We start from the raw sequence: 25,018 nt of genomic DNA, 5'->3' as shown, positions 1-25,018 counted from the left end.
AAATGAACATTGGTGATGTTGCCGAGCGGTCAGGAGTGCCGGCCAAGACCATTCGCTACTATGAGGATATCGGTCTAGTAACACCTTTGCGCGCTGCAAACGGGTATCGAAGCTTCAGAGAGATCGATTTTCATAAGCTGGCATTCATCGGACGAGCGCGAGCCTTGGGATTTACAATCGAAGACTGCCGTACGCTTTTGGCGCTCTATAACGATGACAATCGAGAAAGTGCGCAGGTAAAGGCCGTCGCAGAGGTGCACCTGCGCCAGATTGATGAAAAGATCTCTAAACTCATGTCGATGAAAGAAACTCTTTCGTCTCTCGTGCACCAGTGTGCTGGCGATCACCGACCGGATTGTCCAATTCTTGCGGATCTTTCTGTCGTAGACGACGCAACTTTCTCATGATCTCCGACGACGAATGAAATCGCGCGCCCTGCGAGACAGGGCGCGCGACCTGTAGTTACTGCACCAGCTCTGTAATAGTCAGCTTGCCATTCACACGGTCGGCAACGAAGTTGATCTGTGCGCCTTCACTCAGCCCTTCCAGCATCGCGGGATCGGCGAGAACGAAGACCATTTTCATTGCTGGCATGTCGAGGTTTTCCAGCGGGCCATGGTCGACAGTAATCTTGTTCCACTTGGCATCGATCTTGGTCACCGTGCCCGAGGACATGGCACTATCGCTAGCAGCAATTGCAGTTCCAGCGGTCATCAGAAGGGCAGCGGCGAGCGTCAAAAATTTGGTCATGATTGGTTTCCTTTGATTTGAGATCAGTTGACAGTAAGGGCGCCGTGCATGCCGCCTTCATAGTGGCCGGGCAGCAGGCAGGCGAATTCGAAGTTGCCGGCCTTGTTGAAAGTCCAAAGGATCTCCGCCTCTTCACCTGGTTCAAGGCGCACAGCGTTAGGGTCGTCATGTTCCATCTCAGGGAACTTGGCCATCAGCTCTTTGTGTTCAGCGTTTTGTGCCATCGAATCCATCACGAACTCGTGGGTTTCCTCACCCATGTTCGTGATGCGCAGGCGCACGGTTTCACCCTCAGAAAAAGTCATTTCCGAGGAGGGTTCGAAGACGAACGGTGCGTCCTTGTCGTAGTCCTCACGCATTATCACATCGATGGTTCGCGTGGGTTCATGGCCATGCATCGCAGGCATGCCGATGGCCATTTGACCGTTGCCGTGCCCGGCGTCCGCAATTGCGAGGGCGGGAATCAGGGCCAGCCCCAATGTCAAAAGTGCAGTTTTCATGAGCGTGTTTCTCCTGTGCTCTGGCATCAGCCCTGCCGCACGCCGCCGCGCGGCGTGATCACGGTTTTCGGACTGGTGTTGTATGCATGTTCGGGCAGCTCGCCCGTCCATTCGTAGGCCTGTGTTCCGGGCGGGTTGTCGTACCAGCCAGGATCGCTGTAATCGTCGCGGTCGATGCCCTCGCGAACCTTCACCACGCTAAACATGCCACCCATTTCCAATGGGCCATGCGGCCCCCATCCGGTCATCATCGGCACGGTGTTCTCGGGGATCTCCATCGACATCTCGCCCATATCCGCCATACCCGCCGTGCCCATCGGCATGTAGCCAGGCTGCTGGCGGCGGATCATTTGGGTCAGGCGGGACTTGTCGGCGCCAATAAATGTAGGGATGTCGTGGCCCATAGCATTCATGGTGTGGTGCGACTTGTGGCAGTGGATCGCCCAGTCACCTTCGTGAATCGCGTCGAACTCGTAGGCGCGCATGGCGCCTACAGGAATGTCGATCGAGACCTCGGGCCAACGGGCACTTTCCGGCACCCAGCCTCCGTCAGTACAGGTGACCTGAAAGTCATAGCCATGCATGTGAATTGGGTGGTTGGTCATCGTCAGGTTGCCACAACGCACACGGACGCGGTCCCCCTTGTTGACCACCAGAGGATCGATGTCCGGGAAGATCCGGCTGTTCCAGGTCCACATGTTGAAATTGGTCATCTCGGCCACGCGCGGGATGTAGGTCCCCGGGTCGATGTCATAGGCCGCAAGGAGGAACGCGAAATCCCGGTCCACCGGCATGAACGCCGTGTCGCGCGGATGCACGATGAAGAGCCCCATCATGCCCATGGCCATCTGTACCATCTCGTCCGCATGCGGGTGGTACATGAAGGTGCCGGACTTGATGAGGTCGAACTCGTAGACGAAGGTCTTACCCGGCGGGATGCCGGGATGCGACAAACCACCAACTCCATCCATTCCCGATGGCAGGATCAGTCCGTGCCAATGCACGCTGGTATGTTCCGGAAGACGGTTGGTTACGTAAATACGCACCCGCTCGCCTTCGACCGCTTCGATTGTGGGTCCGGTGGATTGGCCATTGTAGCCCCAGAGCCGCGCAATCATCCCGTCCGCCATAATCCTTTCAACAGGCTCTGCAACGAGGTGGAACTCCTTTACATCTCCGTTCATGCGATACGGCAAAGACCATCCGTTCAGTGTTACAACGGGGTTGTAGTCGAACCGATCCGAAGGCCTTGGGGGAACTTGTGTATAGGGGCTGTCGGTAAAGGCGGCCTCGGGCAGATCGCGAAAGCGTGTTTGCGCGGCCCCGGCGTTCGCCAGCACAGCTCCAGCGCTCGCGGTCAATCCCGCGCCCAGTAATTGACGACGGTTCATCATTCTTCGCTACCTCCGGTCAGAGTAATTGCCCCGCCCCAAATCGCCGCGGTCGCGTCTGTTTCGGCAAGCCAGTAGTCACGTTTCGCTTCTGCGGCAGAGAGGCGCGAAGCGAGCCCCTCCTGGGCATCAGCGATCAATTCAAAGGTCGAGGTCAGCATGCCGTTGTAGGACAGCAGCGCTTCGTCATCGATCTGGCGTCGCAGAGGCAAAACAGAGTCGCGCCAATGCCGCGCGATGCTATGGCGACCGGTGATGGCCCTATAGGCCATGCGTGCGTCCGAACGCGCATCGACGGCCTGCTGGGCCAGCCTGTTCGCTGCCTGCAGATAGGCCATGCGGCCACGCTTCGACACCAGCGGACCGGTGTCGTAGAGCGGGATCTCGAAATCTAGAGCAAGCGCTGGATTGGCCTCGGTTTCTCCGGCTGCACGTTCCAGGTCGAAACCAGCCACCAACTGGACGTCCGAGACCATACGGGTTTGCCCGGTCAGACGGTAGTCCAGCGCGAGCGCCTCGAGTTCCAGCTTTCCAGATGCCAGGTCTACGCGGTTTGCCAGTGCCAGCTGTTCGATATTTCCTGCAACGCGCGGGCCACCAGGCAAGGCGGGCAGCGAGTCCGGCACGAATACAGTGGTGTCGCTACCCCAAAGCCCCATCAGCCGAAGCAGTTTTTCTTTGGCCAATTGCGCCTCCAATTGGGCGGCTGCACGTTCGGCGGCAAGCTCAGCAGTAAAGGCATGCTCTCTTGCTTGATCGGCCTTGCTCATCGCGCCGGTACGGCCCAGTTGCACAGCAAGTTCGGACGCTGCCTCGGCAGTGCCCTGAGTTTGAGCGATCAGTGCAGCGGCTTCGAAAGCGCCAACCGCCTCAATCCAGGCCCGGCGGGTTTCAACGGCCAAGTCTATCGTGTCGGCGAGCGCAGCAAGTTCGGATTGTCTGAAGCGAATCTCCGCAAGTTGGGTCCGCGGTGCGGATGTTGCCACGTCGAGCAGGGAGTTGATTAATGTTGCCTCAAGTGTGCGAGTGACATCGCCAGCCAACCCGGAGATTGACACACCGATCGAGGGCACCGGCCCCATAGCCACTTCCCATAAGTCAGTTGAGGACAGACCTAGCTCAGCGAAGCTGGCTTGAAGTGCGGGACTGTTTATCAGGGCAACCTGCACTGCGGTGTCGGCGCTGACGGTCTTACCATGCACCATGGCGTGAACCCTCTTGCGCGTTTCCTCAAGGTCCGCGGCAGACAGGTTCCAGATCGGTGTGGCCCCTAGAGCCTGGCGTGCACCCGTCTCGACACTGCCAAAGCCCGCGCGATCTGGTTTTGCGCGCTCAAGAACGGCAGGACTGGCGCAGGCGGACACCAGCAACATGGACCCCATGAGAAGAGGCAGTTTCATTCGCCACCCTCCCGTTGTTCATCATTCAGCGTCCGCCATTCGGCCGGTTCTCCGACCGAGTAGCCCGCGTAAGCAACAACAGGCCCGGGTTGCGCAGACGCGACCACAGGCGATGTAACCGCCGCCGTAAGCGCTGGCACGGTTTCAAGTTCAGGAAGCGCCGAGCAGGCGGCCCCGAACAGCGGCAAGGATGCCGCAAGCAGAATTTTCACTTAGATTTCCTCGAAATGTCAGATGCAGATGGTCGCAGTCAAACTGCGGCTACAGGTGCATCAGGCGCGAGGAGGGCGCCGCAAACCTTCGGGTGTGGCCGAACGGACTAGGGACGCAATATCCCAGGACCGGAGGGAAACATTAGCGGACTGCTTTGTGCAACTTTCGGCACCTACGAAGTCTCCGACCACGCAGATATGTGACGCACAGTGGTCTGCTCCATGGTCGATATCTGCAGCCGGAATGTCCGTTTCATGATGGTGGCGCTCGTTTGAAGACTCCTGGGCGAGTTGTTCAACAGAGCACGAAACCATGGCTGATGCATTGGACGGCATCAGGGTCACTGCCACCAATATGGAGGCAATCTGGAGTATCCCAAAAAAGGCCCGAATCCTGTACATCATTTTTGAAGCTGTATTGCTGAAACAAAATGTCGGCAAGTCACCAAAACGTGTGGGCCAATTTTTCATACATTCTTCGTAGAAGTCTGAACAAACTGCTGAAATCCTAATCGATCAATGAATGTGCGAGCGCGGATGTCGCAAGCGGTGACGACATGATCGCCCGCTTGAAAAACATCATTGCGTTAGAGACTGACGGAGCGTTGGTCTAACGGTTGATTTCTACTGGCGGCACAAACCCGTAGTCGCTTACTCGAGAGCATTCAGGAACCTGGCGTAGTCATCACTGACCTCCCTCGCCTCAACAAAGGCGCGAGCGCGCTCGGCGTCGAGACAACGAAAGTAGTCCTGCACATCGGCAATGTAGGTCTCGAAATCGCTTCTGATCAGATCGGCGTAGGCACGCATGTCGTCTTGCGACTGAGGCAAGAACGGTCGTTCGGGAGGTACGCAATCTGCTGCCGCGGCTATCGGCATGCTTCCAAGCAGGAACGCGAACAGCAACGGTGCGTTGCGCGCAATAAACAGCCGCAGGGCAAAACTCCTTTGCCGCCTTTAAGATTATCATTCTGTCGGCTATCACCGTTATCGGAGCAAGGCGAACTTCGTCAACACGTTATTATTGTCTTGCTATCATTAATGTTGTTTTGTATCGCTCACGGTGTTGCGACCCCGTGGGCCTGATACTGCACCCAGGCAGAACAAGGACCCAAGGGAAGGCCATGATTGAAGAAGCCCCGAATGTGGTTACAGAAGACGGACTGCGCGGCTTGCTCGCCGAGGGCTACCTCATTGAGGTGGTCTGCAAGGAGAGAGCAGAGAAGCGCCATAACAGCTGGTACGGCTCGTGGGTCATCCGCGCCGTCGCCACTGATGAGCGTGACGATAAGATGCTCGTCACCAGCCGAAGCGTCCTCAAGCTCCGCGACTTCAAAACCATCGTTGGCCTTGTCAGTTTCCTGGCCGACATGGGCTGTACGACCGCTAGCATCCCACTTGAAGAAGGTGGCCGCGAGCGCCACGCCGCGCCTCCGGTCAAAGGCAGCTGACCGCGCGACTGCGCTCGTCGTTGCTTTGGGTACAGGCGTTTGTTCCGCGCCCCCGGCCCTGGCCGACGGTTTCATCTTTTCGGTTGGCCCAGACGGCCAATTGATTTCCTCTTCTCAAGAGGCAAACGGGCGCCTTTTTCTCTTCGCAGAACCTCGCGTTCCTGACGCAACGAGCGAGACAGCGATCCCGGCTCGATCCGCCGCCCGCGCCACCCCAGAAATCCTCCATGCGATCGAGACCACGGCTCTGCGGTATGCCGGGCATGGTGCGCTGCGTCGCGCAGGGCTTTCAGTCACTGATTGGGCGCTCCTTTACCGGGCCAATATCGAAGTCGAGAGCGCATACAATCCGGCTGCACGTAGCCCTGTCGGTGCCATAGGCCTTGGCCAGCTTATGCCGGATACCGCCCGCGACCTCGGCGTGGACCCACATGACATTGCGCAGAACCTCGACGGATCAGCCCGCTACTTGCTGATGATGCTCGACCAGTTCGGTGAGGGTTCTCTGGCCCTTGCCGCGTACAACGCTGGCCCTGAGGCGGTCACACGCCACGGCGGCATCCCCCCTTTTCGAGAAACCCAAGGGCATGTGGCCCGTGTGACTGCCGTGTTTGAGCGGCTCAGAGGAGATCTTTCATGACATCGAGGAAACGTCAAAGCGTGCTCCGCACGCGGGCGATCGTCGCGCTCGGCGCGACGGCCCTTATCGTGCTGGCGGGTCCAGCGCTTGCGCAAAGCATCGACCTCTCGCCGGTACAGACCCTGCTTCAAGGCATTGTCGATGCGATCACCGGTCCCTTGGGCATCGTGATTGGCACGCTCGCACTGATCGGTGTGTTTCTTTCCTGGCTCTTTGGCATCCTCGACTTTCGTCAGGCGCTTTGGGTCGTGGTTGCAATCGCGGGCATCGCCGCAGCACCCACCATCGTCGCCGCCATCTGGACCACCTGAGCAATCCCGGAGTTCTTGGCCATGGCTGACCAGTCCCGCGTGTTCATCGGCCTTCTCAGGCCACCCAAGCTGATGGGCTTGCCGATCATGTACGCCATGGTCTGGCTCTTCGGCTCGACGCTTCTGTTCCTCTGGGTGCAGAGCTGGGTGGTGGCTGTTTTCGCGGGGCTGGCCTGGCCGGCGCTCTGGAAGGCCGCGGACTGGGATCCGAACTTCCTCGATGTCCTGGTGATCACCCTGCAGGAAACCCCGCCCACGACGAACCGCAAGCTGCATGGAGGCGACAGCTATGCCCCGTGATGGAATTGCCGATGAGATTGAGAACGCCATCGATCCGCTGACCGCGCTACCCGCATGGGTCAAGGGCGAGAAGCGGCTCTCAATGATGCTGCCTTATGTGAGCCTCGTGAACGACCGAACGATCCGGACACGCGGCAACGAGCTGATGCAATGCATCCGGCTCGAGGGGGTGAACAGCACCACGAGCGAGGACGGGCATCTCGACCGGATCGGAGGGTTGCTGGCTGGCATCGTGGCGCAGGTCGGGACCGAGTTCTCATTCTACTTGCACAAGGTCTCGAAAGCGGTCGACGTGACCCTGCCGCCCGTTCCGGGCGAAGGGTTTGCGGCCGCCGTCGACAAACGATGGCACGCGCATCTCGGCCGCGCGAGTTTGCGCGACAAGACGCTGACTCTGACCGTGCTGAAGCGCCCCGAGGCGAGCAGCCGTCTGCCCTTCGGTCTGGGGGCGTCTCGCTCGCGACATGCGGCCGACACCACCCGCCGCTTGCGCAAGCTCGACGAGGTTGTGGGGTTTCTGCTGTCCTCCTTCGATGAGCTGAAGCCCCGCCCGCTGGCCGCAAGCACCGGCGAGCTTCTGGGCTTCCTCGGTTCACTCAACACGGGCGAGGAGTCCCCGCTTTTCCCCCGGTCGCGCCTCGGTGTGATCGCCGAGGACGTAGCCAATACGCGCGTCACCTTCCGCGGCACGACCATCGCACTCTCGGACGGTGCCGTCGGCGACAAGCTCGGGGCGATCTTTGCGGTGAAGAACTACCCGGCCAAGACCGATAGCCTGATGCTCGACGAGTTGAATCTGCCCGTCGACATGGTGGTCACGCACTCTTTTGTGCCGATCAACGCCAACATCATGGCGGGCCGGATCAAGCGGCAGCTGCGGCTAATGCAGGCCGCCAATGACGGAGCCGTCAGTCTCGCCCAGGAACTGGAACTCGCGCAGGACGATCTGGAATCCAAACGCCTGATCTTCGGCGAGCACCACATGACCGTGGCCGTCTATGCCCGCACCCAGACGGCGCTTGACGACATCGCGGCCGAAATCCGCAACATCTCCGCCACTTCCGGGATCAACCTGATCTCGGAAGCTTTCGGGGCGCGGGCGCATTTCATGGCGCAGCATCCCGGGAACACAGGGGCGCGCAGCCGCAAGGCCGCAATCACGAACCACAACTTCACCGATCTCGCCACCTTTCACCGCACCCCGCTCGGAAAGACAGGTCGGGAAGTCCCCTGGGGCGTGCCGATCACGCTCTTTCCGACACCCGAGCGCAGTGGTTTTCGCTTCAACTTCCACGAACAGGGCGCGCCGGATCGCGAGCCCACGGGAGGCCACACGCTGATCCTCGGCCGTCCCGGCTCCGGCAAATCCGTCCTGGCGGCTTTCCTGATGACCATGGCACGGCGGGCAGGTGCGCGGGTCTTCGTATTCGACTATCGCGCGGGCATGGAGATGGCCGTCCGCGCGCTCGGCGGCAGCTATTCGACCGTGCGGGCGGGGCGCCCCACGGGCCTCAATCCGCTCCAGACCGAGATCGACATGCGGGGCCAGGCATGGCTTGCTGATTGGCTCGCGAGCCTCTTGGAGCGGCGCGATCGACCGCTAACCCCGGTTCAGACCAACCGATTGCAGGAAGTCGTGCGCCAGAACGCGAGCGCAGGACATGCGGGCCTACGAAACTGGTCGGATTTCGCCTCGCTGCTGGTCTCGACCGATGACGAGGGCGATCTCTTCGAGCGTATGCAGGAATGGACGGCCGAGGGTCGCTACGGCTGGATCTTCGGGGCCAATGCCGAGGACAGTTTCAGCATCGATGGAGACGTCGCGGGCTTTGACCTCACCGGCATCCTCGATTCCGAGAGCGAGCGGGAACGCATGGCGGTCCTGTCCTACCTCTTCCGCCGGGTCGAGCGGGTGATCGAGGACCGCAAGCCCACCATCATCGTCATCGACGAGGCATGGAAAGCCCTCGACAACGCCTACTTTGCGGAGCGCCTCAGCAACTGGCTGGTGACCGCCCGCAAGCAGAACGCCGTCGTCGTGATGATGACGCAATATGCCAGCCAGCTCGAGCGCACGCGCACCGGCAAGACCATCGTGGAAGCGGTGCCGACGCAGGTGCTCTTGCCCAACATTCGTGCTTCCGCCGCTGACTACGCGATGCTCGGCCTGACCGAGAAAGAGCTCGACGTGCTTCTGGGCGTCGGCTCGGCCTCGCGGCTCGCGCTTGTACGCGACGACCGTGGTTCCGTCGTGATCGATGCCGATCTCAGCGCGCTCGGCCCGCTCGTGACCATCCTTGGCGGAATGGAGAAGGGCGAAGCGCTTGTCGGCGCCGATTATCGCGAACGTCCTGATTTCTGGAGAGTGACATGACCCGTACCATCATTCGCAGCGTAGTGCTGCTCGGGCTCGGCCTGACCCTGACAGCCTGTGCGCAGCATAACCCCCCGCAAGCCAACTGCTTCAATTTTCGCGAGGCTCCTGCGCAGGCAGGAACCGCCACCGCCACGATCTCGACCATGGGGGCGGAGGTCACGCGCCGCGACAGTCCTTGCGATTTCGTCCTCTTGGGGGCGGGCGGCTGAGCCAATGCGGACCTGGCTACCTCTCTCGATGATCGGCTTTGCACTGGCAGGTCCCACGGCAGGGCCAGCGGTCGCCCAAGGCGTGCCGACCTTCGATCTGCGCCTCTTCGCAGAGCGGCAGGCCATCCTTGAGCAGACCGATCGGGACCTGGCACTGCAGCAGGTCCGGCTAAGCCGCGAGGAGGAACTGGCCGAAATCGAGCGCCAGCAACTCGCCTCCCTCGAAGGGCTGATGGATGCCATGTCGCTTGGCGCTGGAGACGTGGCCGGAACCGTGGCCGGGCTCGAGGCGGGGCAGGGGGCGATTAACGACGTCGAAAGCGCGGCCGCCAGTCTTCATGCACCCGAGGACACCAATCCAGCGGCGGCGCGGATGTTCGGCGATGCCCGGGAGGGGATCGAGGAGCTGATCATCCGCGCAGCACGCGACACCCATAGTCTGTCCGGGGTCGGCCGCGCAGGTCTTTCGCTCGTGCAATGGCGCTGTCTCTTGCAGGCGCTGATCTGGCAGGAAAGCCGTTTCCAGATCGGGGCACGCTCACCGGTGGGGGCCTTCGGACTTACCCAGATCATGCCAGGTACCGCGGGCGATCTCGGGATCTACCCGGCCTATTACGACGATCCCTATCTGCAGGTCACCGGTGGCGCGCGATACCTCGCACAAATGCTGAACATGTTCGATGGCAACATTATCCATGCGCTAGCCGCCTATAACGCCGGTCCTGGCAATGTGCAGGATTATGGCGGTGTGCCGCCTTTCGCGGAAACCCAGCACTATGTCGTGGTGATCCCGCAGCAGTACAACAGCTACCTCGCGGCCGTGGGCGGCATCGATGCGCTCGGCACCATCGATCCTGTGCTCCTCGCCAACGCGAGTTTCAGCCTCTCGGCCCACGGCGCAGGGGTCTATGGCGACTACTCGCTGGTCTCGGTCCGTGCCGCCGCCCTGCGGGTTCAGGACATCATCACCCGCATTGGTGAGACCGAGGATCTCCACGAGGCCATCGCGCTCAACACCTATGCCCGGGCCGAACTGGCCCGGCTGGTCGCAATCCGGACCCGGATCAAGGCCGCCCGAACCGAGCCACTCAGCGCCGAGCAGATCGCCTTGGCGGCAGCGCAAGCTGCCGAGCGGCAATACATGGATTTTAGTCAGGAGGATTTGCGTTGAACCTGCGCCTGCCCCGTTCCCTTTTCGCCGGTAGCATCGCTCTCGCGCTTGCCCTCAATGTTACCGGACCTGTCGCGGCACAGGGTGTGCCCACGGTGGACACTCAGAACATTGCCCAGGAAATCCGCCAGCTTCAGCAGATGCTGCAGGATTTCGGGATCCAGACCGATCTTCTGGACAATGCGTTGGAGCAACTGGACATGCTGCAAAGCCAACTCGATCAGCTGAACGAGATGTATGCCTCGCTCACCGGGCCGCGCAGCATCCTCGGACTTGCCATGGGCGGGGACCTCGATACCTTGCTTGAGGCCAACTTCGAAGACATCCCCGGCCTGATCCGAGGCATCCAGGCGGGCGATTGGAGCGCGCTCATCGGGCCCAATGCCGGGCCCATGCGCACGCAGATGGAACAGGCGCTGGCAAGCGCCGGGTTCGACGAGGATTCACTCCGCGAGATCGCCACCAGCGGCAATCCGGGCGCCGAAGGCGTGGCCACGCGGGCCACCACAGGTGCTGTGATGTCGGCGGCGGCGCAGAACAGCCACGCAGAGGCGGAACAGTCTCTCGAACGGGTGGAACGTCTGGTCGAGATGATCCCCGACATGGAGGATCTCAAAGCCTCGATGGATCATAACACACGCGTCACGGCGGAACTCGCCATCGCCATGACCCGGATGTGGGAGCTGGAAGCGATCCAAACCCTAGGCGCAGGCAATGCAGGCGTGGTCGACGCCGCCACGGTTGCCGAAGAACGCCGCTACATGGACTTCACCTTGCCGGATCTTGAGCCATGAGTGGGGCAGGGGTGATGACTGCGCGCGAGCTCGTGGAAGAGGAACTTGTCTACGGTGCCCTGCGCCGGGAACAGCTTTGGCGGATGATCGGCATTTCCGGGGCAGGCTTTGGCGTATTCGGCTGTTTGACGGCTGCGGCTGTCGCGCTGATGGTCGAGACGCCGCCTCCCGTGGTTGTGCCCTACGATCCCGCGACCGGGATGGCGCTCCCCAATGCCACGGTTGAAACCGTGTCGCTCGCCGAACGGCCTGCCGTGATCGAAGCGCAAATCTACCGCTACATTTTCGACCGCGAAACCTACAACCAGCTCGACAACGATCTTCGTGTCCGCCGTGTCCTGGCACAGTCTTCCGGATCGGCCGAGGCCAGCATGCGCGCGATGTGGACATCGGGGCAGGACAGCTATCCGCCGACGCGTTACGGGGCTGCGGCCGAGATGGCCGTTGAGATCGCATCGATCACCCTTATTGGCGATAACCGCGCCCAGGTGCGGCTCAGAAAGCGCCTGACCAGCCCTCAGGGGGTACAGGATGGATCGTTCACTGCCACGTTGATGTTCGAATTCCGGCCCGAGCGGACCCGAGCGATCGACGATGTTTGGCAAAACCCTTTCGGTTTCACCGTTACCCAATATGCCATCCGATCGGACCGTTCCGAATGACTCGCACTCCAATCTCTGCGCTGCTGGCCGCCAGTATTCTCGCGTTCGCGGGAACGACTGCTTTGGCCGAAACTACGCCCCGTCCAGGTTCTCATGACAATCGCGTGCGCGTCGCGACCTGGACTGAAGGCCAGGTTTACCGTGTCGTCACGACTCTGACCCGCGTCACCACAGTCGAATTCGGTGAGGGTGAAACCATCCGCTCGATCATCGCCGGCGATACGGTCGGGTTTCAATTCGACGGTGTCCCGGGTGGCCGTGCCTTCGCCATCAAGCCGACAGCATCTGGCGTCGCCACCAACATCACCGTCTACACCAACCGCCGCTCCTACTACTTCCATGTCGTCGAAGCCCGGGAGACGCCGCATTATGTCGTGCAGTTCCGCTATCCTGAAAACCGCGTGCAACCCACCAGGGCGGTTGCGGCCGATGCGCCGAACGCGAACTATGCGGTCAGCGCCCGAGAAGAGTTCACGCCGACGGCCATCTGGGATGATGGTACCTTCACGTATTTCCGGTTTGCACGGAACGCGCCGGTGCCCGCCATCTTCCGATATTCGAACGGCAGGGAACGCGCGGTGAACAGCCAAGCCTTGAGTGACGGCGTCATCCGCGTGTCCGGCGTCAACCGGCAATGGGTCCTTCGCCTTGGCGAAGAGGTGATTTGCGTCCAGGACGCAGGACAGGCCACATCATGACCGAAGGTACGGAAGACCTCGCCGCGCGCCTCGCGGCTCTCGAAGGTTCGACAGGCAAAGCGAAGGCAAACAAGCGGCCTGCACCGCTTGCCGCGATCCTTGGAGTCGTCGGCATCGCCGCAGCAGGTGGTCTGGCGTGGGCTGCCCTACAGCCGTCGGCAGAAGCACCAATGGCGACCGCCGCGCCGGAGGAGTTCCAGAGCAGCGGCCCCGGATTCGGAGATCTGGCGCCGATTTCTACCCCGGAGCCCAGCCAAGCCCCGCCTGCGGACACAGGTCCGAGCGAGTCTGAACTCGCGCTGATGGAAAGTCTTGCGACATTGAGAGCGGAACTCGAGGACCTGCGCGCAAGACCGGCCGAGGCCGCGGATAGCGGGGCGGAGCAGGCTATTGCGGACCTGACGGCGCAAATTGCCACCTTACAGGAAGCATCCGCCGAGGCTCAGCGTGCCCTCGAGCGGCAGCTGACCGAGCGGGACCGCGAATTGGATCAGCTCCGCATGGACTTGGAACTTGCACGGCTTGCACCACCAGAGCCGACCTCATTGGGACCAAGTGAAGAAGAATTGCGGCTGGCCGAACTCGAAAGGCGGCGCGCTGCTGAAGCTGAGGCCCGCGCAGAGCGTATCGCGTCTCCTATGATCGCATTCTCCGGGATGGGCGCGGGTGCGGATAGGGAGAACACGCTGGAAGCCGCACGTTTGAATGCAGATGAAGCCTTTGTTCGTTCGGGCGCACAACCTGCGCAGGTGACACGTGCCGAAGTGATCGCGAACCCATCGAACACGGTTGTTCAGGGCACCATGATTCAGGCTGTCACAGAGACGGCTCTCGACAGCACACTGCCCGGCGCGATCCGCGCCATCGTCTCGGAAGACGTCCATTCGTTCGATGGAACCCGTATCCTGATCCCGCGCGGCGCGCGGCTGATCGGGCGCTACCGCTCCGATGTCGCACTCGCCCAATCGCGCGTCATGGTGGCATGGGACCGGATCATCTTGCCCGACAATCAGACTGTGCAGATCAGCGCCTTCGGTGGAGACGAACTCGGCCGTACTGGCACCACCGGGTTTGTCGACACCCGTTTCGCGCAACGCTTCGGCTCCGCCGCGCTGATCTCCTTGATCGGCGCTCTGCCTGCGGCTGCAGCGGGTCAAATCGACAGCGAGGCGGCGGCCGATGTTGCGAGTGATGTCGGCACCGACCTGCGCGATAGCACGCAAAGCGTGATGCAGGACTATCTGGCGATCCGGCCAGTGATACATGTCGACCAGGGTACACGGATCACGGTCATGGTTGATCGTGACCTCGAGATTTTCTGACATGGCTGCAAGTTATCTGGAAGCGTCGCTCGACCGTTTCGGCCCCGAGGTCCTGCGCGACGACACGATCGAGATCTGTATCAATCCCGACGGACAAGTCTGGGGCGAATTCCAGGGCGACCACTTCATGCGAGGTCTCGGCAGCCCGCTGAGCCAGACCGAGATCAAGGACCTCGGCAACCAGATCGCCTCCGCCGCCTCGACCACGCTCAGCACCAAGAAGCCTATCGTCTCGGTCTCGATCCTATATCGTGATCGCCCGATCCGCGCGCAGGTGATCCAGCCGCCGGCAGTCGAGGGCGGTTTCTCGATTTCTCTTAGGTTCTTCTCCTCCCTGCCGCTTGAGAAGGTCAAACTCGGATTCCTTTTCGGCAAGGAACGCAGCCTTGAGGGTCTGCGCCGGGAACGGAACGCCGCGCTTCGTGATGTGGTGAGGTCCGGCGACATCGACGCTGCGCTGCGGTTTTGCGTCGAGAACAAGCTCAACATGATCGTCTCGGGCGGTACATCTACCGGCAAGACGGTGGCGGCGCGCAAGATCCTTTCGCTGATCCCGCCCGAAGAGCGGATCATCACCATCGAGGAGGCGGCCGAGCTGCGCCCCGAGCAGCCCAATGCCGTGACGTTGATCGCGGACCGGGACACGGATGCCCGCAGTGCCGATGTGCTCTTGGCCTCAACGCTTCGCATGCGACCCGACCGGATTGTCCTAGGCGAAGTCCGCGGTCGCGAGGCGATGACGTTTCTCGAGGCAATCAACACCGGCCACGGTGGATCGCTGACCACGCTGCATGCCGAGACCCCACAACTTGCTGTTCGCCGCCTCGCCATCGCCGCCCTGAAAACCGATGTGCCGATGACCTATGCCGACATGCTCGATTATATCGAGGGCTCAATCGACGTGATCATTCAGGCAGGCCGCCATGAAGGCGCGCGCGGAATCACCGAGTTCTTTCTCCCGGGCCAAACCACTGATTTGAACCTCGACACGGTCGACGGCAGAGGCAACAAGAGCCCCTCCGTTGCCGCTGAGTAAAAAAGGAACCCCCCAGATGCGAAAACCAATCCTCGCAGTCATGCTTGCCGCCCTTGCGGGCCCACTTGTGGCACAGACTTCGCCTCCGATCTCAAACGATCTCACGGTCGATATGTCGCCTCAACAATACCGGATCTGCAACGATCGTCCGGCGCGCCCGACCTGGATGGACGAAATCAATCCGCGGGAAGCCTACAAGGCAGCAGCTTTGATGGAATTGTACGAAATTCGGGCCTGGGAGGAGATCGCTGAATCTGGCGACTGCGGCTGTGAAACCCGCTTTCCCGCTTGGGGTAGCTCCGATGGCGAGTATCATGAAAGGTATGCAGGCCTTAGCCAAGCCGAGCATTCAGCGTTTCGCCGCGACTGGATTGAAGTAAGGAAGCAACTCGAGCCGAGCGTGCGTACAATCTGCGAAGCTCAAGGCAACTGGTAATGGGCGTCGTCAGCTGGATGGTCGGAACGGCAGACGCGTTCCTTGTCGATGCGGCTGAGTCCCAGTTCGGGGCCGTGGCAAGCAATACCGGCACGATCGTCCTGCTGATGGTCACGCTTTCGCTAATCGGCGTCTGCATCAACATGGCATTCCAGTTCCGCAGCATGGATGGGGCCAGCTTCTTCTGGTACCTGATCAAGCTGATGCTGATAGGGCTCTTCGCCTTCAACTGGGCAAACTTCAATGCAGTAGCGAACGCCGTCATTGGAGGCTTGGACTACGTCGCTGGCGCACTAGTGTCTTCGGTTGGCGGCGGAGGAGCCGGAGCCACACACTTTGCCGGCGAATTCGACATCCTGATCGAAAAATTCAGCCAGTACCTGAATGCCATCGGCAGCAATTTGAACTGGATGACGGGCGCGATCCTAGGCGGCATCGGGCTTATTCTTTTGAGCCTCCTTGGCTTCATGACCGGCATCGTCCTCATATTCGCCAAGATGATGCTGACCCTCATGCTCGGCCTTGCTCCGATCATGATCGCTCTGTCGCTCTTCGACGCGACCAAGGATTTCTTCCATAGGTGGGTCTCGACGACGGTCAGCTATGCCTTCTACCCCATCGTCATCGCAGCAATGTTTTCGACCGTCGTCGGCATGGCGAATTCGCTTCTCGCGCAGCTCGGTGATCCAAACTCGGCAACCAACATCGGATCGCTCGTGCCGTTCTTCGTCATGGTGTTCCTAGCCAAGGGCTTCGTCGCTGCAACGCCCCTGATTGTGCGGGGGATCTCTGGGAACCTGATGGTAGCCGCAGCGCCCGCTGTGGTCGCTGGATCGACCGGGATCATGCGGGGGATCTTCAATACCGACGGCGTGAAGGGCCGGGCGCGGATCGGTGCGCTCACGACAAGCGAAGTAATCGGACGAGGCGCGGTGCAGACGCCTGCCGCTGTGCGGAGCGCCGCGGCAACGACAAGCGCGCAGGTGGTCAGAATGGCGGAACGGGCAAAACGTTTGCGAGAGTAGAAAGGAGAAAGCAGCCTTTCGCCGCACTGTGCATGAACTCACACAATGCGGGACTTTCCGCACCTTCTGCTGTTCGACCGAATCAAGCGTGCAGGCCGTGAGGCGTTGACGAGTACGCTTTCAGCCTCCGAAGATATTAAGCGCTGTTCCGTTCTCAACGATGATGGTTGCGCCGATCCATAGCGCTGCTATCCCGATTGCTCCAGAGGTCCCAATTCGAAGCCAATTCGCCCCGCGCTGAGCTAGCAGCAACGGAAAGCTGACCACCGTGGACAACGCCGCCATTCCGGCCATCGAACCCAGTCCAAACACGGCGAAATACGCCAAAGCTTGGCTAATGTTCTGTGTCGCGCTGATTGCTAGCACCAAGAGCGCTCCTGAGCCTGCGGCGCCGTGAACCAGCCCGATACCAAGGGCCTTGGCGTTGGTCCTGTGGTGGCTGTGGTTGTGCCACACCTCGCCGTGAGGCAGCGTCTCTCCCTTGTGCGAATGGGCGTGCATGTGCTGGGAGCCGTCATGTTCGTGCATGTGGATGTGTACGCGGTCTCGGTGCAACCGCCAAAGTGTCTGCGTGCCGAGCGCCACGATCATCACGCCAACCGCAAATTCAAGTCCTGCTTGCATTTGGCCCGAAATTGTAAGGCCCAGCAGCACTACAGCAGCGCAGAAACCGAATAACGCGAGTGTATGTCCCAGCCCCCAGAATGCCCCACGGGCAATCAGCGCTCGGCGGCTGCCCTTCTGAGCCAGCATGTTGGATACGGCGGTCAAGTGATCGGTCTCAAGCGCGTGCCCCATGCCGATGACGAAGGCGAGCAATAGGATCGCGGAGTAACTCATGCCTTAGACCTCATGTATTGAGCCCGGGACGCATCACCGGAATAGGCGCCGTCCCACCATTCCTGCAGGACCAACAGCGCCCTTCTAAACCACCGCTTCGAACTTCCCATGCGGCCCCCTTCCCGATCGCAGTTGTCGACGATGCGCGCAACCCGTCACGCCAGACCGCATCCCGTGTCTGGCATGACGGCCATACGTGCCTTCTGCTACCAATGGCCGGAACGCGGTCAAGACCGCATGTGCAGCTGTCGTCCGCAAAGGGCTCTTCAGTTACATTCGCCGCGAGGAGAATGAACGTCAACTCCTGCGAAACTCATCCGTGCTCCGCGATGATAGCTCTCGTTGTCTGAACTGCCGAAGCAAGCGTTGTCCGGTCTGTGTTCGTGATACCTAGGCCCTCAACATCAAGCGACAGCTGGCCCTGGCCACCGCCGCTTGCAGCGACACGAGCCGCGCGGCCGCGGGCCTTCGCTGCGCTGACAGGGTCGGTTTTCGATACGTTGGGCGCATTCGGGCCGACGTCCCGCGGTCCCGCAGCCGCCCGCACCTCCTGCAGTTCTTGCTTCAGCCTAGCCACCGTCTCGCGGGTCTCGGACATCTGCCGATCCCGCCTCAGTTTGTCCTCGTCTGGATATGGGAAGCTTCCCGATTGACCGGCGTGCAGAATCTGCAATGCCGGATCCTCAAAATACTTCACCCTTCTCCCGCGGATGGGCATCTGCGCGTCGATCACGAGAATGACCTCGTCGAGGTCCATGCGTCGGGCCTCATCCTCGGTCAGGAGCGGGGTATCTTCTGTCCTCTCCGAGACGCTGCGCCCTTCGAATGGATTGCGTCCAACAGCACGGGAGCGGGTCACCACACGCTTGGTGGTCTTGCCGACAGCCTGGCTCAATTCCTCGATGGTCTTCTGCTCGGATGGGGTGAGGTAGAGCTTTACCCCGGCGCCGCCCTGCAGCGACCTGCGGGTGTTTTCACCATAGATCTCGTCCAGCGCCGGGATCGTCTGGGTCACGATGGCGAGGTTGCCGCCGAAGGAGCGCAGCGTCTTTATGCTTTCGGCGACGATTGGCATTTTCCCGAGCCGGTCAAACTCGTCGAGCATGATCATCACCGGCCAGGGCTCGTCATCGCCGGGTTCCTGTGCTTGCAGCGAGGCGATCAGGTCCGAGAAGAAGAGGCGGATCAGCGGGGCAAGCGGGCGGATCATCTCGGATTCGACCGCAAGATAGATCGCATGTGGGCGGCGGCGGATATCCCGGAAGGAAAAGTCAGAGGTCGCGGTGGCCGCGTCGATCGCGCGGTTGTCCCAGGTGTCGAGACCCGATGTCATGAGAAGCGAGAGGTAGGAGGTGAGGGTGTCGTTGTTGGTCGAGGCCATACGCTCGAAGATCAGTTTGGCCGAGGTGTTCTTCACCTCCTGCGAACGCTTCAGATATTCCTTCTGCTTGTCGCCCCCCGAGGCGGTGATGCGGTAGATCTCGCCGATGGTCGGCACGCCGCGCTCGAAAGCCAGAAGACCGGCCGCCACGAACAAGTCGATACCGCCTGCGAGAAGGCCGCTCAGCTTTTCGTTGTCGGTCTGCAGGAAGAGCTTCGCGGTGAGTTTAAGCTCCATCTGCTGCCGGTCGGGGTTGGTCATGGCAGCAATGCGCGCCAGCGGATTATAGCGATGTGTTGGTCGGTCCCAGTCGGTCGGCGCGAAGCGGAAAACCTTGTCCCCCATGCTGGCGCGGAAGCGCGAGGTCTCGCGGAAGTTCTCGCCTTTCACGTCGAGCACCACGGCGGAGCCCTTGTAGGTCAGCAGGTTCGGGATCACGAACCCCACGCCCTTGCCCCGGCCCGTGGGCGCCACGATCAGCGCGTGGGGGAAGGTTTTTGAGACTAGGAACGGGCGCTTGGATTTCGGGGAGCCGAGCTTGCCCAGAAGGAAGCCGCCGCCGGGCTTGGCAAAGAAACCGTTCCTCTTCATCTCGCTGCGAGTCTGCCAATGCGTCGTCCCGAAGCGGGTCAATGCATCCCCCAGAAGCGTGACGCTCAGCATCAGCGATGCCAGACCGAAGCCGCCAAGTATGAGGTTCACCCAGAGGAAGTCTTTTGGTGCGGACTGAGACAGACCCCGATATTCGCGGGCAAGCAGGGTGACGTCGAAACGCGTGGGAGAAAGCCCATAGCGGAACATGACAAAGCCGGTCGCCACGACATAGCCCATGGCGAGACCGACCAGCACGAGGCTCAACACTCCTAGGGCAATCTTGCCTTTATCCATGGGTGATCCCCTTCTCACCATGTGCCGCGGCGTGGCGTGCGCGCTGCGCCTCTATCTGTTCTTCCGCCAATGCATCGAGAACGCGCTCCATGGCCGGGCCATGCGCAGTGACCTCGCTGCTCTGGAGATAGGTTCTAGCGAGTTCCAGCTGGCGGAGCGGATCCTCAGTGAACTTATCGAGGACTTCTGCGTTTCCGGCCCGCAGCGCGTCGATTGCGTCGGGGCTTAGCCGTTCGTTGACCTGCCGGACGATGTCATGTCGCTCTGCCTCGGAGAGCGGGCCCTCGACGTCTGCGTTTCGCACAAAGGCCATGACGGTTGGCGCTGTCTCTTCCAGATACCGGCGCTCGGCGTAGTCTTGTCGCGCCTGGTCCTCGATCTCGAAACTGCGCTCGCTGATATAGGCACGCGACGCGCCGAGCGAACGAAGGTGGTTGATTTCGTCCTGGACGGCCTGCCCAAACTCGTCATCCGGCATCTCCGTGCGATAGCGGGCGAGGGTACGGAGCTCTTCGGTAATCGGACCGAGATGATCCGAAGGATCCCGCAAGGCGAGGTCCATGTCGCCAGCATGAAGTGTGCGGTCCTGTTCCGATACCGCATATTGCGGCGGCATTCGACTGTCAGTCATCTGTTCCCAAGCCATCGAGGCCAATTCGGCATGCTGCGGAGATCTCTGCGCATAGGCGTCGAACGCAACGCGGGCCTCCTCCACCTCCACGGCGCCCGCCCGCCGCACCGAGGGGTCGTCGGAGAACGGATGATCGAAATCCGTCCGACGGAACTGCGCCACCAGCGCCCTGAACGCCTGCCGCTCCGATGGGGCAAAGATGTCGGACCCGTCTTGCGCGAGATCACTCCTAGGTGTCGTCAACCGCTCACCAAGCGCTGCCTCAGCGTCATCCACCTCGTCGACCTCGGTTGGCGCGCGCAGGACGCGCACGTCAGTCAGAACATCGCCCAACCGAACATGCACGGCTTCCAGCCGGTCGAGCGCGTCTTCCCGGTCCGCAGATTTCTCCAGATCGAGGTCGCTTGCTTTGGCAATCCCCTGCAGATCCTGTGCCAGCCACTGGCGCTCCAATGCGGCATTGCCTGCCCCCTCCCGCAGGCGCGCGGCCACAGCCTCGGCATCGATGCCCGTGCCTTGCAACGCCTCGGCCAGCTTTGATGCCACCTCTCCATCGTCAATACGCGCGAGGTGTTCTTCACTTAAGTTCGGCCTTGCATAGATGCCGTCCCGGGATGGGGCATCGACCAGGGCGGCGGAGCGATCCCCGAGCGGGTTCAAATGCGCGACCGAGGCCAGAACGTCGGTCAGCTTGCGCTCGATCACCGGCCTCTCGGCCGCTGGCGCCCTGTCGATCGCCGCCTCGATCTGGCGAATGTTCTGAGAAAACTCGGTGATCAGCGTGTCGAACGCTGCTTCGTCTTCGGACATGTAGATGGCTCCGTCAGATTGAATCTGACCGCCACTGGCAAGGATGGTGCTGGCCCTCTCGAGCGCCTCGGACACGTCTTCGAAATTCGAACGGGACGCCTCCGCCGCGAGCCCGCGATAGATCAAAGCGTTGTGCCGGACGGTTTCCAGAGCGGCCGCCAGGTCAGCACCGGTTCTCTGGCGCTCGACTGGGGGACGACCTTCGTCGCGGGCCTTGTAGATTTCATCGATCTCGGCGCGGTAGGTCGTGACGCCGCGATCCAGACGACGCGTTGCCTCGAGCCGGATCCCGTGTCCTCTGGCCGCTTCGACCATCGCCTCGCGAAAGGCGTCGTAGTTGAAGTGATGATCCTTCCCGAGAAAGAACATTTCGCCATCCTTGCTGCGGCGGTTCAGAACGATATGCGCATGTGGATGCGCGCGATCTTGGTGTATTGCAGCAATATAGTCGAATTGCGAGCCCTCACCTTGAAAGAACTTCTCGCAGACGGCCTGGGTGATATCGCGCACCTCTTCACCACTGGTCCCAACCGGGAATGCCATCAGCAGATGCGACGTATGGCCAAGCTTGGGGCTGTAGCGCTCGTTCCACTGGTTCTCGAACCGCCGCGCCACTCGGTTGATCTCGGCTTCCGAGAGCTGCTTCTTCCCGTCATGGGTGCCGCGGCTGTCGAGGATATGGGTCGACTTCGTCGTGAGATATGTGAGCTGCGCCCGTAGCTGCGCCCCGGTGTGGCAGCCCCCTTTCGAGATAGCCTTGAAGATCGCTGGCGAATAGCCGCGCGCGGCCCGGACCATCTGCGCGCCCTTGGAAAGCCCCTGCCAGGATCCCGAAACTCGGCTCCAGCCGCGGTCAAAGAGCGCCGGGTCGATGCCACGGACCCGGTCACTCCGCGCCATTCTCATCCCTCTCGGCGAGGCCCGCCAGGGCAGAGCTGATCTCAAGGTCCAGCACGCTGCGACGCGCCCGCGACATCTCCTGAACCTGGTCGGCCAGATTGAAGACCAGACCCGCAAGGGCGCGGACGTCACGGTGACTTGAGGCCGGGTAGGACAGTCTCTCGCCCCGCACCTTGGCCTCGTTCAGACGTCGCGCGATCTGGTTCACGTTGTTGCCAACCCGGTTGAGCGCGGCGCCGAGGCTGCGCAGCTCGTCGCACAACTCGTCGTCGGGCATGAAGACACCTTCGGCCGCCAGCATCAGGCGGCGCATGGCATCCGAGCGGTGCGCAATCCCGCGCCGCGACAGCGCCGCGTCGAACCGGCGCAGGTCGTCGTCCGAGACCCGGATCCCCACAACCCGCGATCGGCTGCCGTTCGCTGTCTGACGCTCACCCCAGTGGTTCACCACATTGTAGATCGTCTTCAGGCTGACATCGTAGCGCGCGGCCAACGACGCCGCAGAGACGCCGTTCCGGCGGTCCTGGGCGATGGTCGATCGCTCGATCTCTGATAGTCTACGACGGCGGGGCATTTTGAAGTTAACGTTCCTATTTCTTGCCAACTTCGTACAAGCCCGCCGACTCCCAACGCAAGTGGGGTCGGCTATAAGGGCTTGTACTCAATGTAGAAAATCGCCCTGCAGGGGCGATTTCCCGCCCTTTGTCAAATGGATCGCGCTTCGCGCTCATTGCACCACGCGATGCGGTCTCCGCATCGCGCATCGCGTCTTTTGCGCCCCGTCTCTTGCACCCCGCAAGACGGGTTTTGCCGCGTGCTAACCGTCTCGCGTCACCCGCGGAACGACATACGCGAGACTGCCTCCCGTCGTCTGGAGCGCGCTATCCGTCACCTGCATTCCGTCCGCTGTACATCGCCGAGCGCATCCCGACTTCTGCTTGACCCCTCAGTCTCATGCGTTTAGCGACATTTTGGTATTATCGTTGCGATTCACTATTTTTGCGGAGGATCAGAATGCCGAACGAAAATCTTGTGGTGATCGCAGCGATGGCCCGGAAAGGGGGCAGTGGAAAAACGACGCTTTCGCGCGCCTTGATCAGCGCCGCGATCGCCGCCGGACGCAGAGTGATGTTGATCGACACGGACAGCACGAGAGTACTCGGGGCCTGGCATGCTCGGGCGCAAGCCGGTGGGTTGAGTTCGCCGCTTCTCTGCTCGGCCACCGTCGAAAGCGTGGCGGGTGTCGAGGATCAGATCGATCAGGTCTACATGGCAGGCACGGCAGACTTCATCTTCATCGATACCGCAGGGGTCGGTGCCGAATGGTCAGACGGCATTGCGGTGCTTGCGGACCACATTGTGACGCCCGTCATGCTGTCGACGTCTGATTTCGATGTCGGCGCGCAGACGGCTGATTGGTTTGAGAAGCTGAAATCCCGTGTTGACGACCCCTCCAGCCTTCCGCGCCACCACGTCGTCCTCAACATGGTCGACCCGAAAACAACCCGTGCTGACGCCGCCCTGATTGAAGAAGCGCTCACCCGTTTTCCGGTGATTGAGACCGTCATGATGCGACGGAACACTTACAAGGAGATGGACCAGAAGGGGCTTCTCCACGCCTTGGCGCTGGAAAAGCAGTCCGATCCAAATCCCCTGATGCGTCCACATGTACGTCATGTCGTCGAGGCGCTTGAAGAGGCGACGGACATTCTCAACAACATTCTTGCTGCGTGAGGACAGTCGATTGCGCAAGAAGATCCCGACTATCACCAGGCCCGACCCAGCCTACGCCGCCACCCTGCAACAGGGTGGCCGCGAGGTTCCCGGGAAGGAAGATGAGGCACAGGTCTCAGCAACAAAGACAGCCACCCCAGCCGCTGACGTTGACGCTGATCGGCACGTGTCAGAGTGTGCGCCGGAAGGTGCCGTGGCGCCGCACCAAGTCATCGCAGAAAGCTCTGACCCGCATACCAGCCTGAGTGCTCCCGTATCGACCGCGACGAAGAGCCCGACCCGCAAGATCGACATCAGGGTCAACGCACTCGAACGACAGGAAGCAGCGCTGGAGATTTGTGGTGTTGAGCCGGCACATGTGGTGCGTGCCGCCCTGCGCCGTGCAGTCAAAGGCTGGCAACTGTCGCCGGTCTTCGCCCCAGTCGCGGAGGAGCGGCGCACTCGAAACACGCAGTGGCAGGCCCGTACATCTCTGGCAGTAGATGCGGCCAGCCTGGGTGTCCTCCTCCGGGACCACGACCCCCTCGACGTCTTGAGTAAATGGGCTCTGATCCGCGGCCAGGTGGAACCACGCATATGGGGCGAGATCGACAAAATCTTGGAAGAAATTGCTGTTCGTGCTGCATCGCCGCATGAACCGCACGCACCGTAAGATACCTATCTGAAAAGACAACTTGCATTTCGCCGGTGGATTTTTGCCCACCGGCAGAAGCTCGCCTTGCAGTTGCGGAAAGCGTGGCGCTAATGAGCGTCATAGGGAATTTCAGACCTCAGTGGTGACGAGTTACGAGGTCCATTTAGGAGGAACGCATTATGAACACGAAGCCCCGCCTGACTGGCGAACCGATCATGCGCATCCTCTGCAAGACATCTGAAAATCTGGTCGGCTACCTTTACCAATGGAACAATGGCGACGTGCAGCCTGCCTGGTTCGACGGCGCTGTGGCGGACGTTCGCTATGAACCATTCATTCAAGCGACGGAACAGAACCCTGTCGATCCGAAGACCCCCAGACCGCGTCAGCAAGATCTGACGCACCTTGAAAAGGCCTAGCTCAAAGTCTCGCGTCGGTTTGTGGGTCATCCCATCCCGTAGGTCCTTTGAGCGATAGAGTTGACTTCTATGCCTCATTAGTGATCTAGATATGAG

The 25,018-nt window shown here is 61.0% G+C and carries 27 protein-coding genes; 18 read left to right on the top strand and 9 right to left on the bottom strand.

Going from position 1 to position 25,018, the window contains the following annotated elements:
• The first annotated feature begins 2 nt into the window (after positions 1–2).
• Positions 3–407 carry a Cu(I)-responsive transcriptional regulator gene (cueR, locus tag CEW89_RS20275; RefSeq protein WP_009573646.1) on the top strand — a complete coding sequence of 135 codons (405 nt, stop codon included), beginning with the start codon at positions 3–5 and terminating at the stop codon, positions 405–407.
• 55 nt (positions 408–462) lie between these two features.
• Here cueR and CEW89_RS20270 read toward each other — a convergent pair whose 3' ends face one another.
• The 5 genes from CEW89_RS20270 to CEW89_RS21125 all read right to left on the bottom strand — a co-directional run bounded on the left by CEW89_RS20270 (position 463) and on the right by CEW89_RS21125 (position 5,063).
• Positions 463–750: a copper-binding protein gene (locus CEW89_RS20270; RefSeq protein WP_009574142.1), complete on the bottom strand. Its 288-nt coding sequence runs from the start codon at positions 748–750 to the stop codon at positions 463–465.
• A 23-nt stretch (positions 751–773) separates the two neighbouring features.
• Complete coding sequence (locus CEW89_RS20265) at positions 774–1,250, bottom strand: cupredoxin domain-containing protein (RefSeq protein ID WP_009574143.1); 477 nt, start codon at positions 1,248–1,250, stop codon at positions 774–776.
• Between the two features lie 26 nt (positions 1,251–1,276).
• Entirely contained in the window at positions 1,277–2,644 is a 1,368-nt protein-coding gene (locus CEW89_RS20260) for a multicopper oxidase family protein (RefSeq protein ID WP_074646437.1), read from the bottom strand.
• On the bottom strand, positions 2,641–4,041 hold the full coding sequence (locus tag CEW89_RS20255; protein ID WP_043872337.1) for a TolC family protein: 1,401 nt from the start codon (positions 4,039–4,041) through the stop codon (positions 2,641–2,643). Before CEW89_RS20255 ends, CEW89_RS20260 begins: the two co-directional genes overlap by 4 nt.
• Before the next feature lie 863 nt (positions 4,042–4,904).
• Entirely contained in the window at positions 4,905–5,063 is a 159-nt protein-coding gene (locus tag CEW89_RS21125) for a hypothetical protein (protein ID WP_169747690.1), read from the bottom strand.
• 314 nt (positions 5,064–5,377) lie between these two features.
• Between CEW89_RS21125 and CEW89_RS20245 the strand changes: the two genes are divergently transcribed.
• Genes CEW89_RS20245 through CEW89_RS20180 form a run of 14 tightly spaced genes read left to right on the top strand, consistent with a single transcriptional unit; the run spans position 5,378 to position 16,685 of the window.
• Positions 5,378–5,704 carry a hypothetical protein gene (locus CEW89_RS20245; RefSeq protein ID WP_009574148.1) on the top strand — a complete coding sequence of 109 codons (327 nt, stop codon included), beginning with the start codon at positions 5,378–5,380 and terminating at the stop codon, positions 5,702–5,704.
• Positions 5,661–6,344 (top strand): lytic transglycosylase domain-containing protein, encoded by a 684-nt coding sequence (locus CEW89_RS20240; protein ID WP_043872336.1) that lies wholly within the window; start codon positions 5,661–5,663, stop codon positions 6,342–6,344. The genes CEW89_RS20245 and CEW89_RS20240 overlap by 44 nt, the downstream gene beginning before the upstream one ends.
• Positions 6,341–6,655, top strand: a complete 315-nt coding sequence (locus tag CEW89_RS20235) for a TrbC/VirB2 family protein (RefSeq protein ID WP_043872335.1) — start codon at positions 6,341–6,343, stop codon at positions 6,653–6,655. Before CEW89_RS20240 ends, CEW89_RS20235 begins: the two co-directional genes overlap by 4 nt.
• 21 nt (positions 6,656–6,676) lie before the next feature.
• Positions 6,677–6,955, top strand: a complete 279-nt coding sequence (locus CEW89_RS20230; protein WP_009574151.1) for a VirB3 family type IV secretion system protein — start codon at positions 6,677–6,679, stop codon at positions 6,953–6,955.
• Complete coding sequence (locus tag CEW89_RS20225; protein WP_043872334.1) at positions 6,945–9,329, top strand: VirB4 family type IV secretion/conjugal transfer ATPase; 2,385 nt, start codon at positions 6,945–6,947, stop codon at positions 9,327–9,329. Before CEW89_RS20230 ends, CEW89_RS20225 begins: the two co-directional genes overlap by 11 nt.
• A complete protein-coding gene (locus CEW89_RS20220; protein WP_043872333.1) occupies positions 9,326–9,541 on the top strand; it encodes a hypothetical protein in 216 nt (71 codons plus the stop codon). Before CEW89_RS20225 ends, CEW89_RS20220 begins: the two co-directional genes overlap by 4 nt.
• Positions 9,542–9,545: 4 nt before the next feature.
• On the top strand, positions 9,546–10,712 hold the full coding sequence (locus CEW89_RS20215; protein WP_096807332.1) for a lytic transglycosylase domain-containing protein: 1,167 nt from the start codon (positions 9,546–9,548) through the stop codon (positions 10,710–10,712).
• A complete protein-coding gene (locus CEW89_RS20210; RefSeq protein ID WP_028095516.1) occupies positions 10,709–11,506 on the top strand; it encodes a type IV secretion system protein in 798 nt (265 codons plus the stop codon). The genes CEW89_RS20215 and CEW89_RS20210 overlap by 4 nt, the downstream gene beginning before the upstream one ends.
• 14 nt (positions 11,507–11,520) lie before the next feature.
• Positions 11,521–12,168 (top strand): VirB8 family type IV secretion system protein, encoded by a 648-nt coding sequence (locus tag CEW89_RS20205; protein WP_043872331.1) that lies wholly within the window; start codon positions 11,521–11,523, stop codon positions 12,166–12,168.
• The gene (locus CEW89_RS20200; RefSeq protein WP_009574160.1) at positions 12,165–12,866 is read left to right on the top strand and encodes a TrbG/VirB9 family P-type conjugative transfer protein; all 702 of its coding nucleotides are present in this window, start codon (positions 12,165–12,167) and stop codon (positions 12,864–12,866) included. Before CEW89_RS20205 ends, CEW89_RS20200 begins: the two co-directional genes overlap by 4 nt.
• A complete protein-coding gene (locus tag CEW89_RS20195) occupies positions 12,863–14,188 on the top strand; it encodes a TraB/TrbI/VirB10 family type IV secretion system protein (RefSeq protein ID WP_043872330.1) in 1,326 nt (441 codons plus the stop codon). The genes CEW89_RS20200 and CEW89_RS20195 overlap by 4 nt, the downstream gene beginning before the upstream one ends.
• A 1-nt stretch (position 14,189) precedes the next feature.
• On the top strand, positions 14,190–15,224 hold the full coding sequence (locus CEW89_RS20190) for an ATPase, T2SS/T4P/T4SS family (protein ID WP_043872329.1): 1,035 nt from the start codon (positions 14,190–14,192) through the stop codon (positions 15,222–15,224).
• A 16-nt stretch (positions 15,225–15,240) separates the two neighbouring features.
• Positions 15,241–15,660 carry a hypothetical protein gene (locus tag CEW89_RS20185; RefSeq protein ID WP_009574168.1) on the top strand — a complete coding sequence of 140 codons (420 nt, stop codon included), beginning with the start codon at positions 15,241–15,243 and terminating at the stop codon, positions 15,658–15,660.
• On the top strand, positions 15,660–16,685 hold the full coding sequence (locus CEW89_RS20180) for a TrbL/VirB6 family protein (RefSeq protein WP_009574169.1): 1,026 nt from the start codon (positions 15,660–15,662) through the stop codon (positions 16,683–16,685). The genes CEW89_RS20185 and CEW89_RS20180 overlap by 1 nt, the downstream gene beginning before the upstream one ends.
• Positions 16,686–16,805: 120 nt before the next feature.
• Here the strand turns inward: CEW89_RS20180 and CEW89_RS20175 are convergent, their stop codons facing one another.
• The 4 genes from CEW89_RS20175 to mobC all read right to left on the bottom strand — a co-directional run bounded on the left by CEW89_RS20175 (position 16,806) and on the right by mobC (position 22,709).
• Complete coding sequence (locus tag CEW89_RS20175) at positions 16,806–17,525, bottom strand: HoxN/HupN/NixA family nickel/cobalt transporter (protein ID WP_009574170.1); 720 nt, start codon at positions 17,523–17,525, stop codon at positions 16,806–16,808.
• 313 nt (positions 17,526–17,838) lie between these two features.
• Positions 17,839–19,794 carry a type IV secretory system conjugative DNA transfer family protein gene (locus CEW89_RS20170; RefSeq protein ID WP_009574171.1) on the bottom strand — a complete coding sequence of 652 codons (1,956 nt, stop codon included), beginning with the start codon at positions 19,792–19,794 and terminating at the stop codon, positions 17,839–17,841.
• Positions 19,787–22,135, bottom strand: a complete 2,349-nt coding sequence (locus CEW89_RS20165; protein ID WP_096807331.1) for a relaxase/mobilization nuclease domain-containing protein — start codon at positions 22,133–22,135, stop codon at positions 19,787–19,789. The genes CEW89_RS20170 and CEW89_RS20165 overlap by 8 nt, the downstream gene beginning before the upstream one ends.
• Entirely contained in the window at positions 22,122–22,709 is a 588-nt protein-coding gene (mobC, locus tag CEW89_RS20160; protein WP_096807330.1) for a plasmid mobilization relaxosome protein MobC, read from the bottom strand. Before mobC ends, CEW89_RS20165 begins: the two co-directional genes overlap by 14 nt.
• Positions 22,710–23,149: 440 nt before the next feature.
• Here mobC and CEW89_RS20155 point away from each other — a divergent pair, with 440 nt between their 5' ends.
• From CEW89_RS20155 to CEW89_RS20145, 3 genes are all read left to right on the top strand, one after another.
• On the top strand, positions 23,150–23,869 hold the full coding sequence (locus CEW89_RS20155) for a nucleotide-binding protein (protein WP_096807329.1): 720 nt from the start codon (positions 23,150–23,152) through the stop codon (positions 23,867–23,869).
• A gap of 10 nt (positions 23,870–23,879) precedes the next feature.
• Positions 23,880–24,521: a hypothetical protein gene (locus CEW89_RS20150; protein WP_096807328.1), complete on the top strand. Its 642-nt coding sequence runs from the start codon at positions 23,880–23,882 to the stop codon at positions 24,519–24,521.
• Positions 24,522–24,682: 161 nt separating this feature from the next.
• Entirely contained in the window at positions 24,683–24,922 is a 240-nt protein-coding gene (locus tag CEW89_RS20145) for a hypothetical protein (protein ID WP_096807327.1), read from the top strand.
• The last annotated feature ends 96 nt before the right edge of the window (positions 24,923–25,018 follow it).

Origin of the sequence: Celeribacter ethanolicus (genome assembly GCF_002407265.1) — a bacterium.
Taxonomy (GTDB): domain Bacteria; phylum Pseudomonadota; class Alphaproteobacteria; order Rhodobacterales; family Rhodobacteraceae; genus Celeribacter; species Celeribacter ethanolicus.
This window is presented reverse-complemented; position numbering and strand designations above follow the sequence as displayed.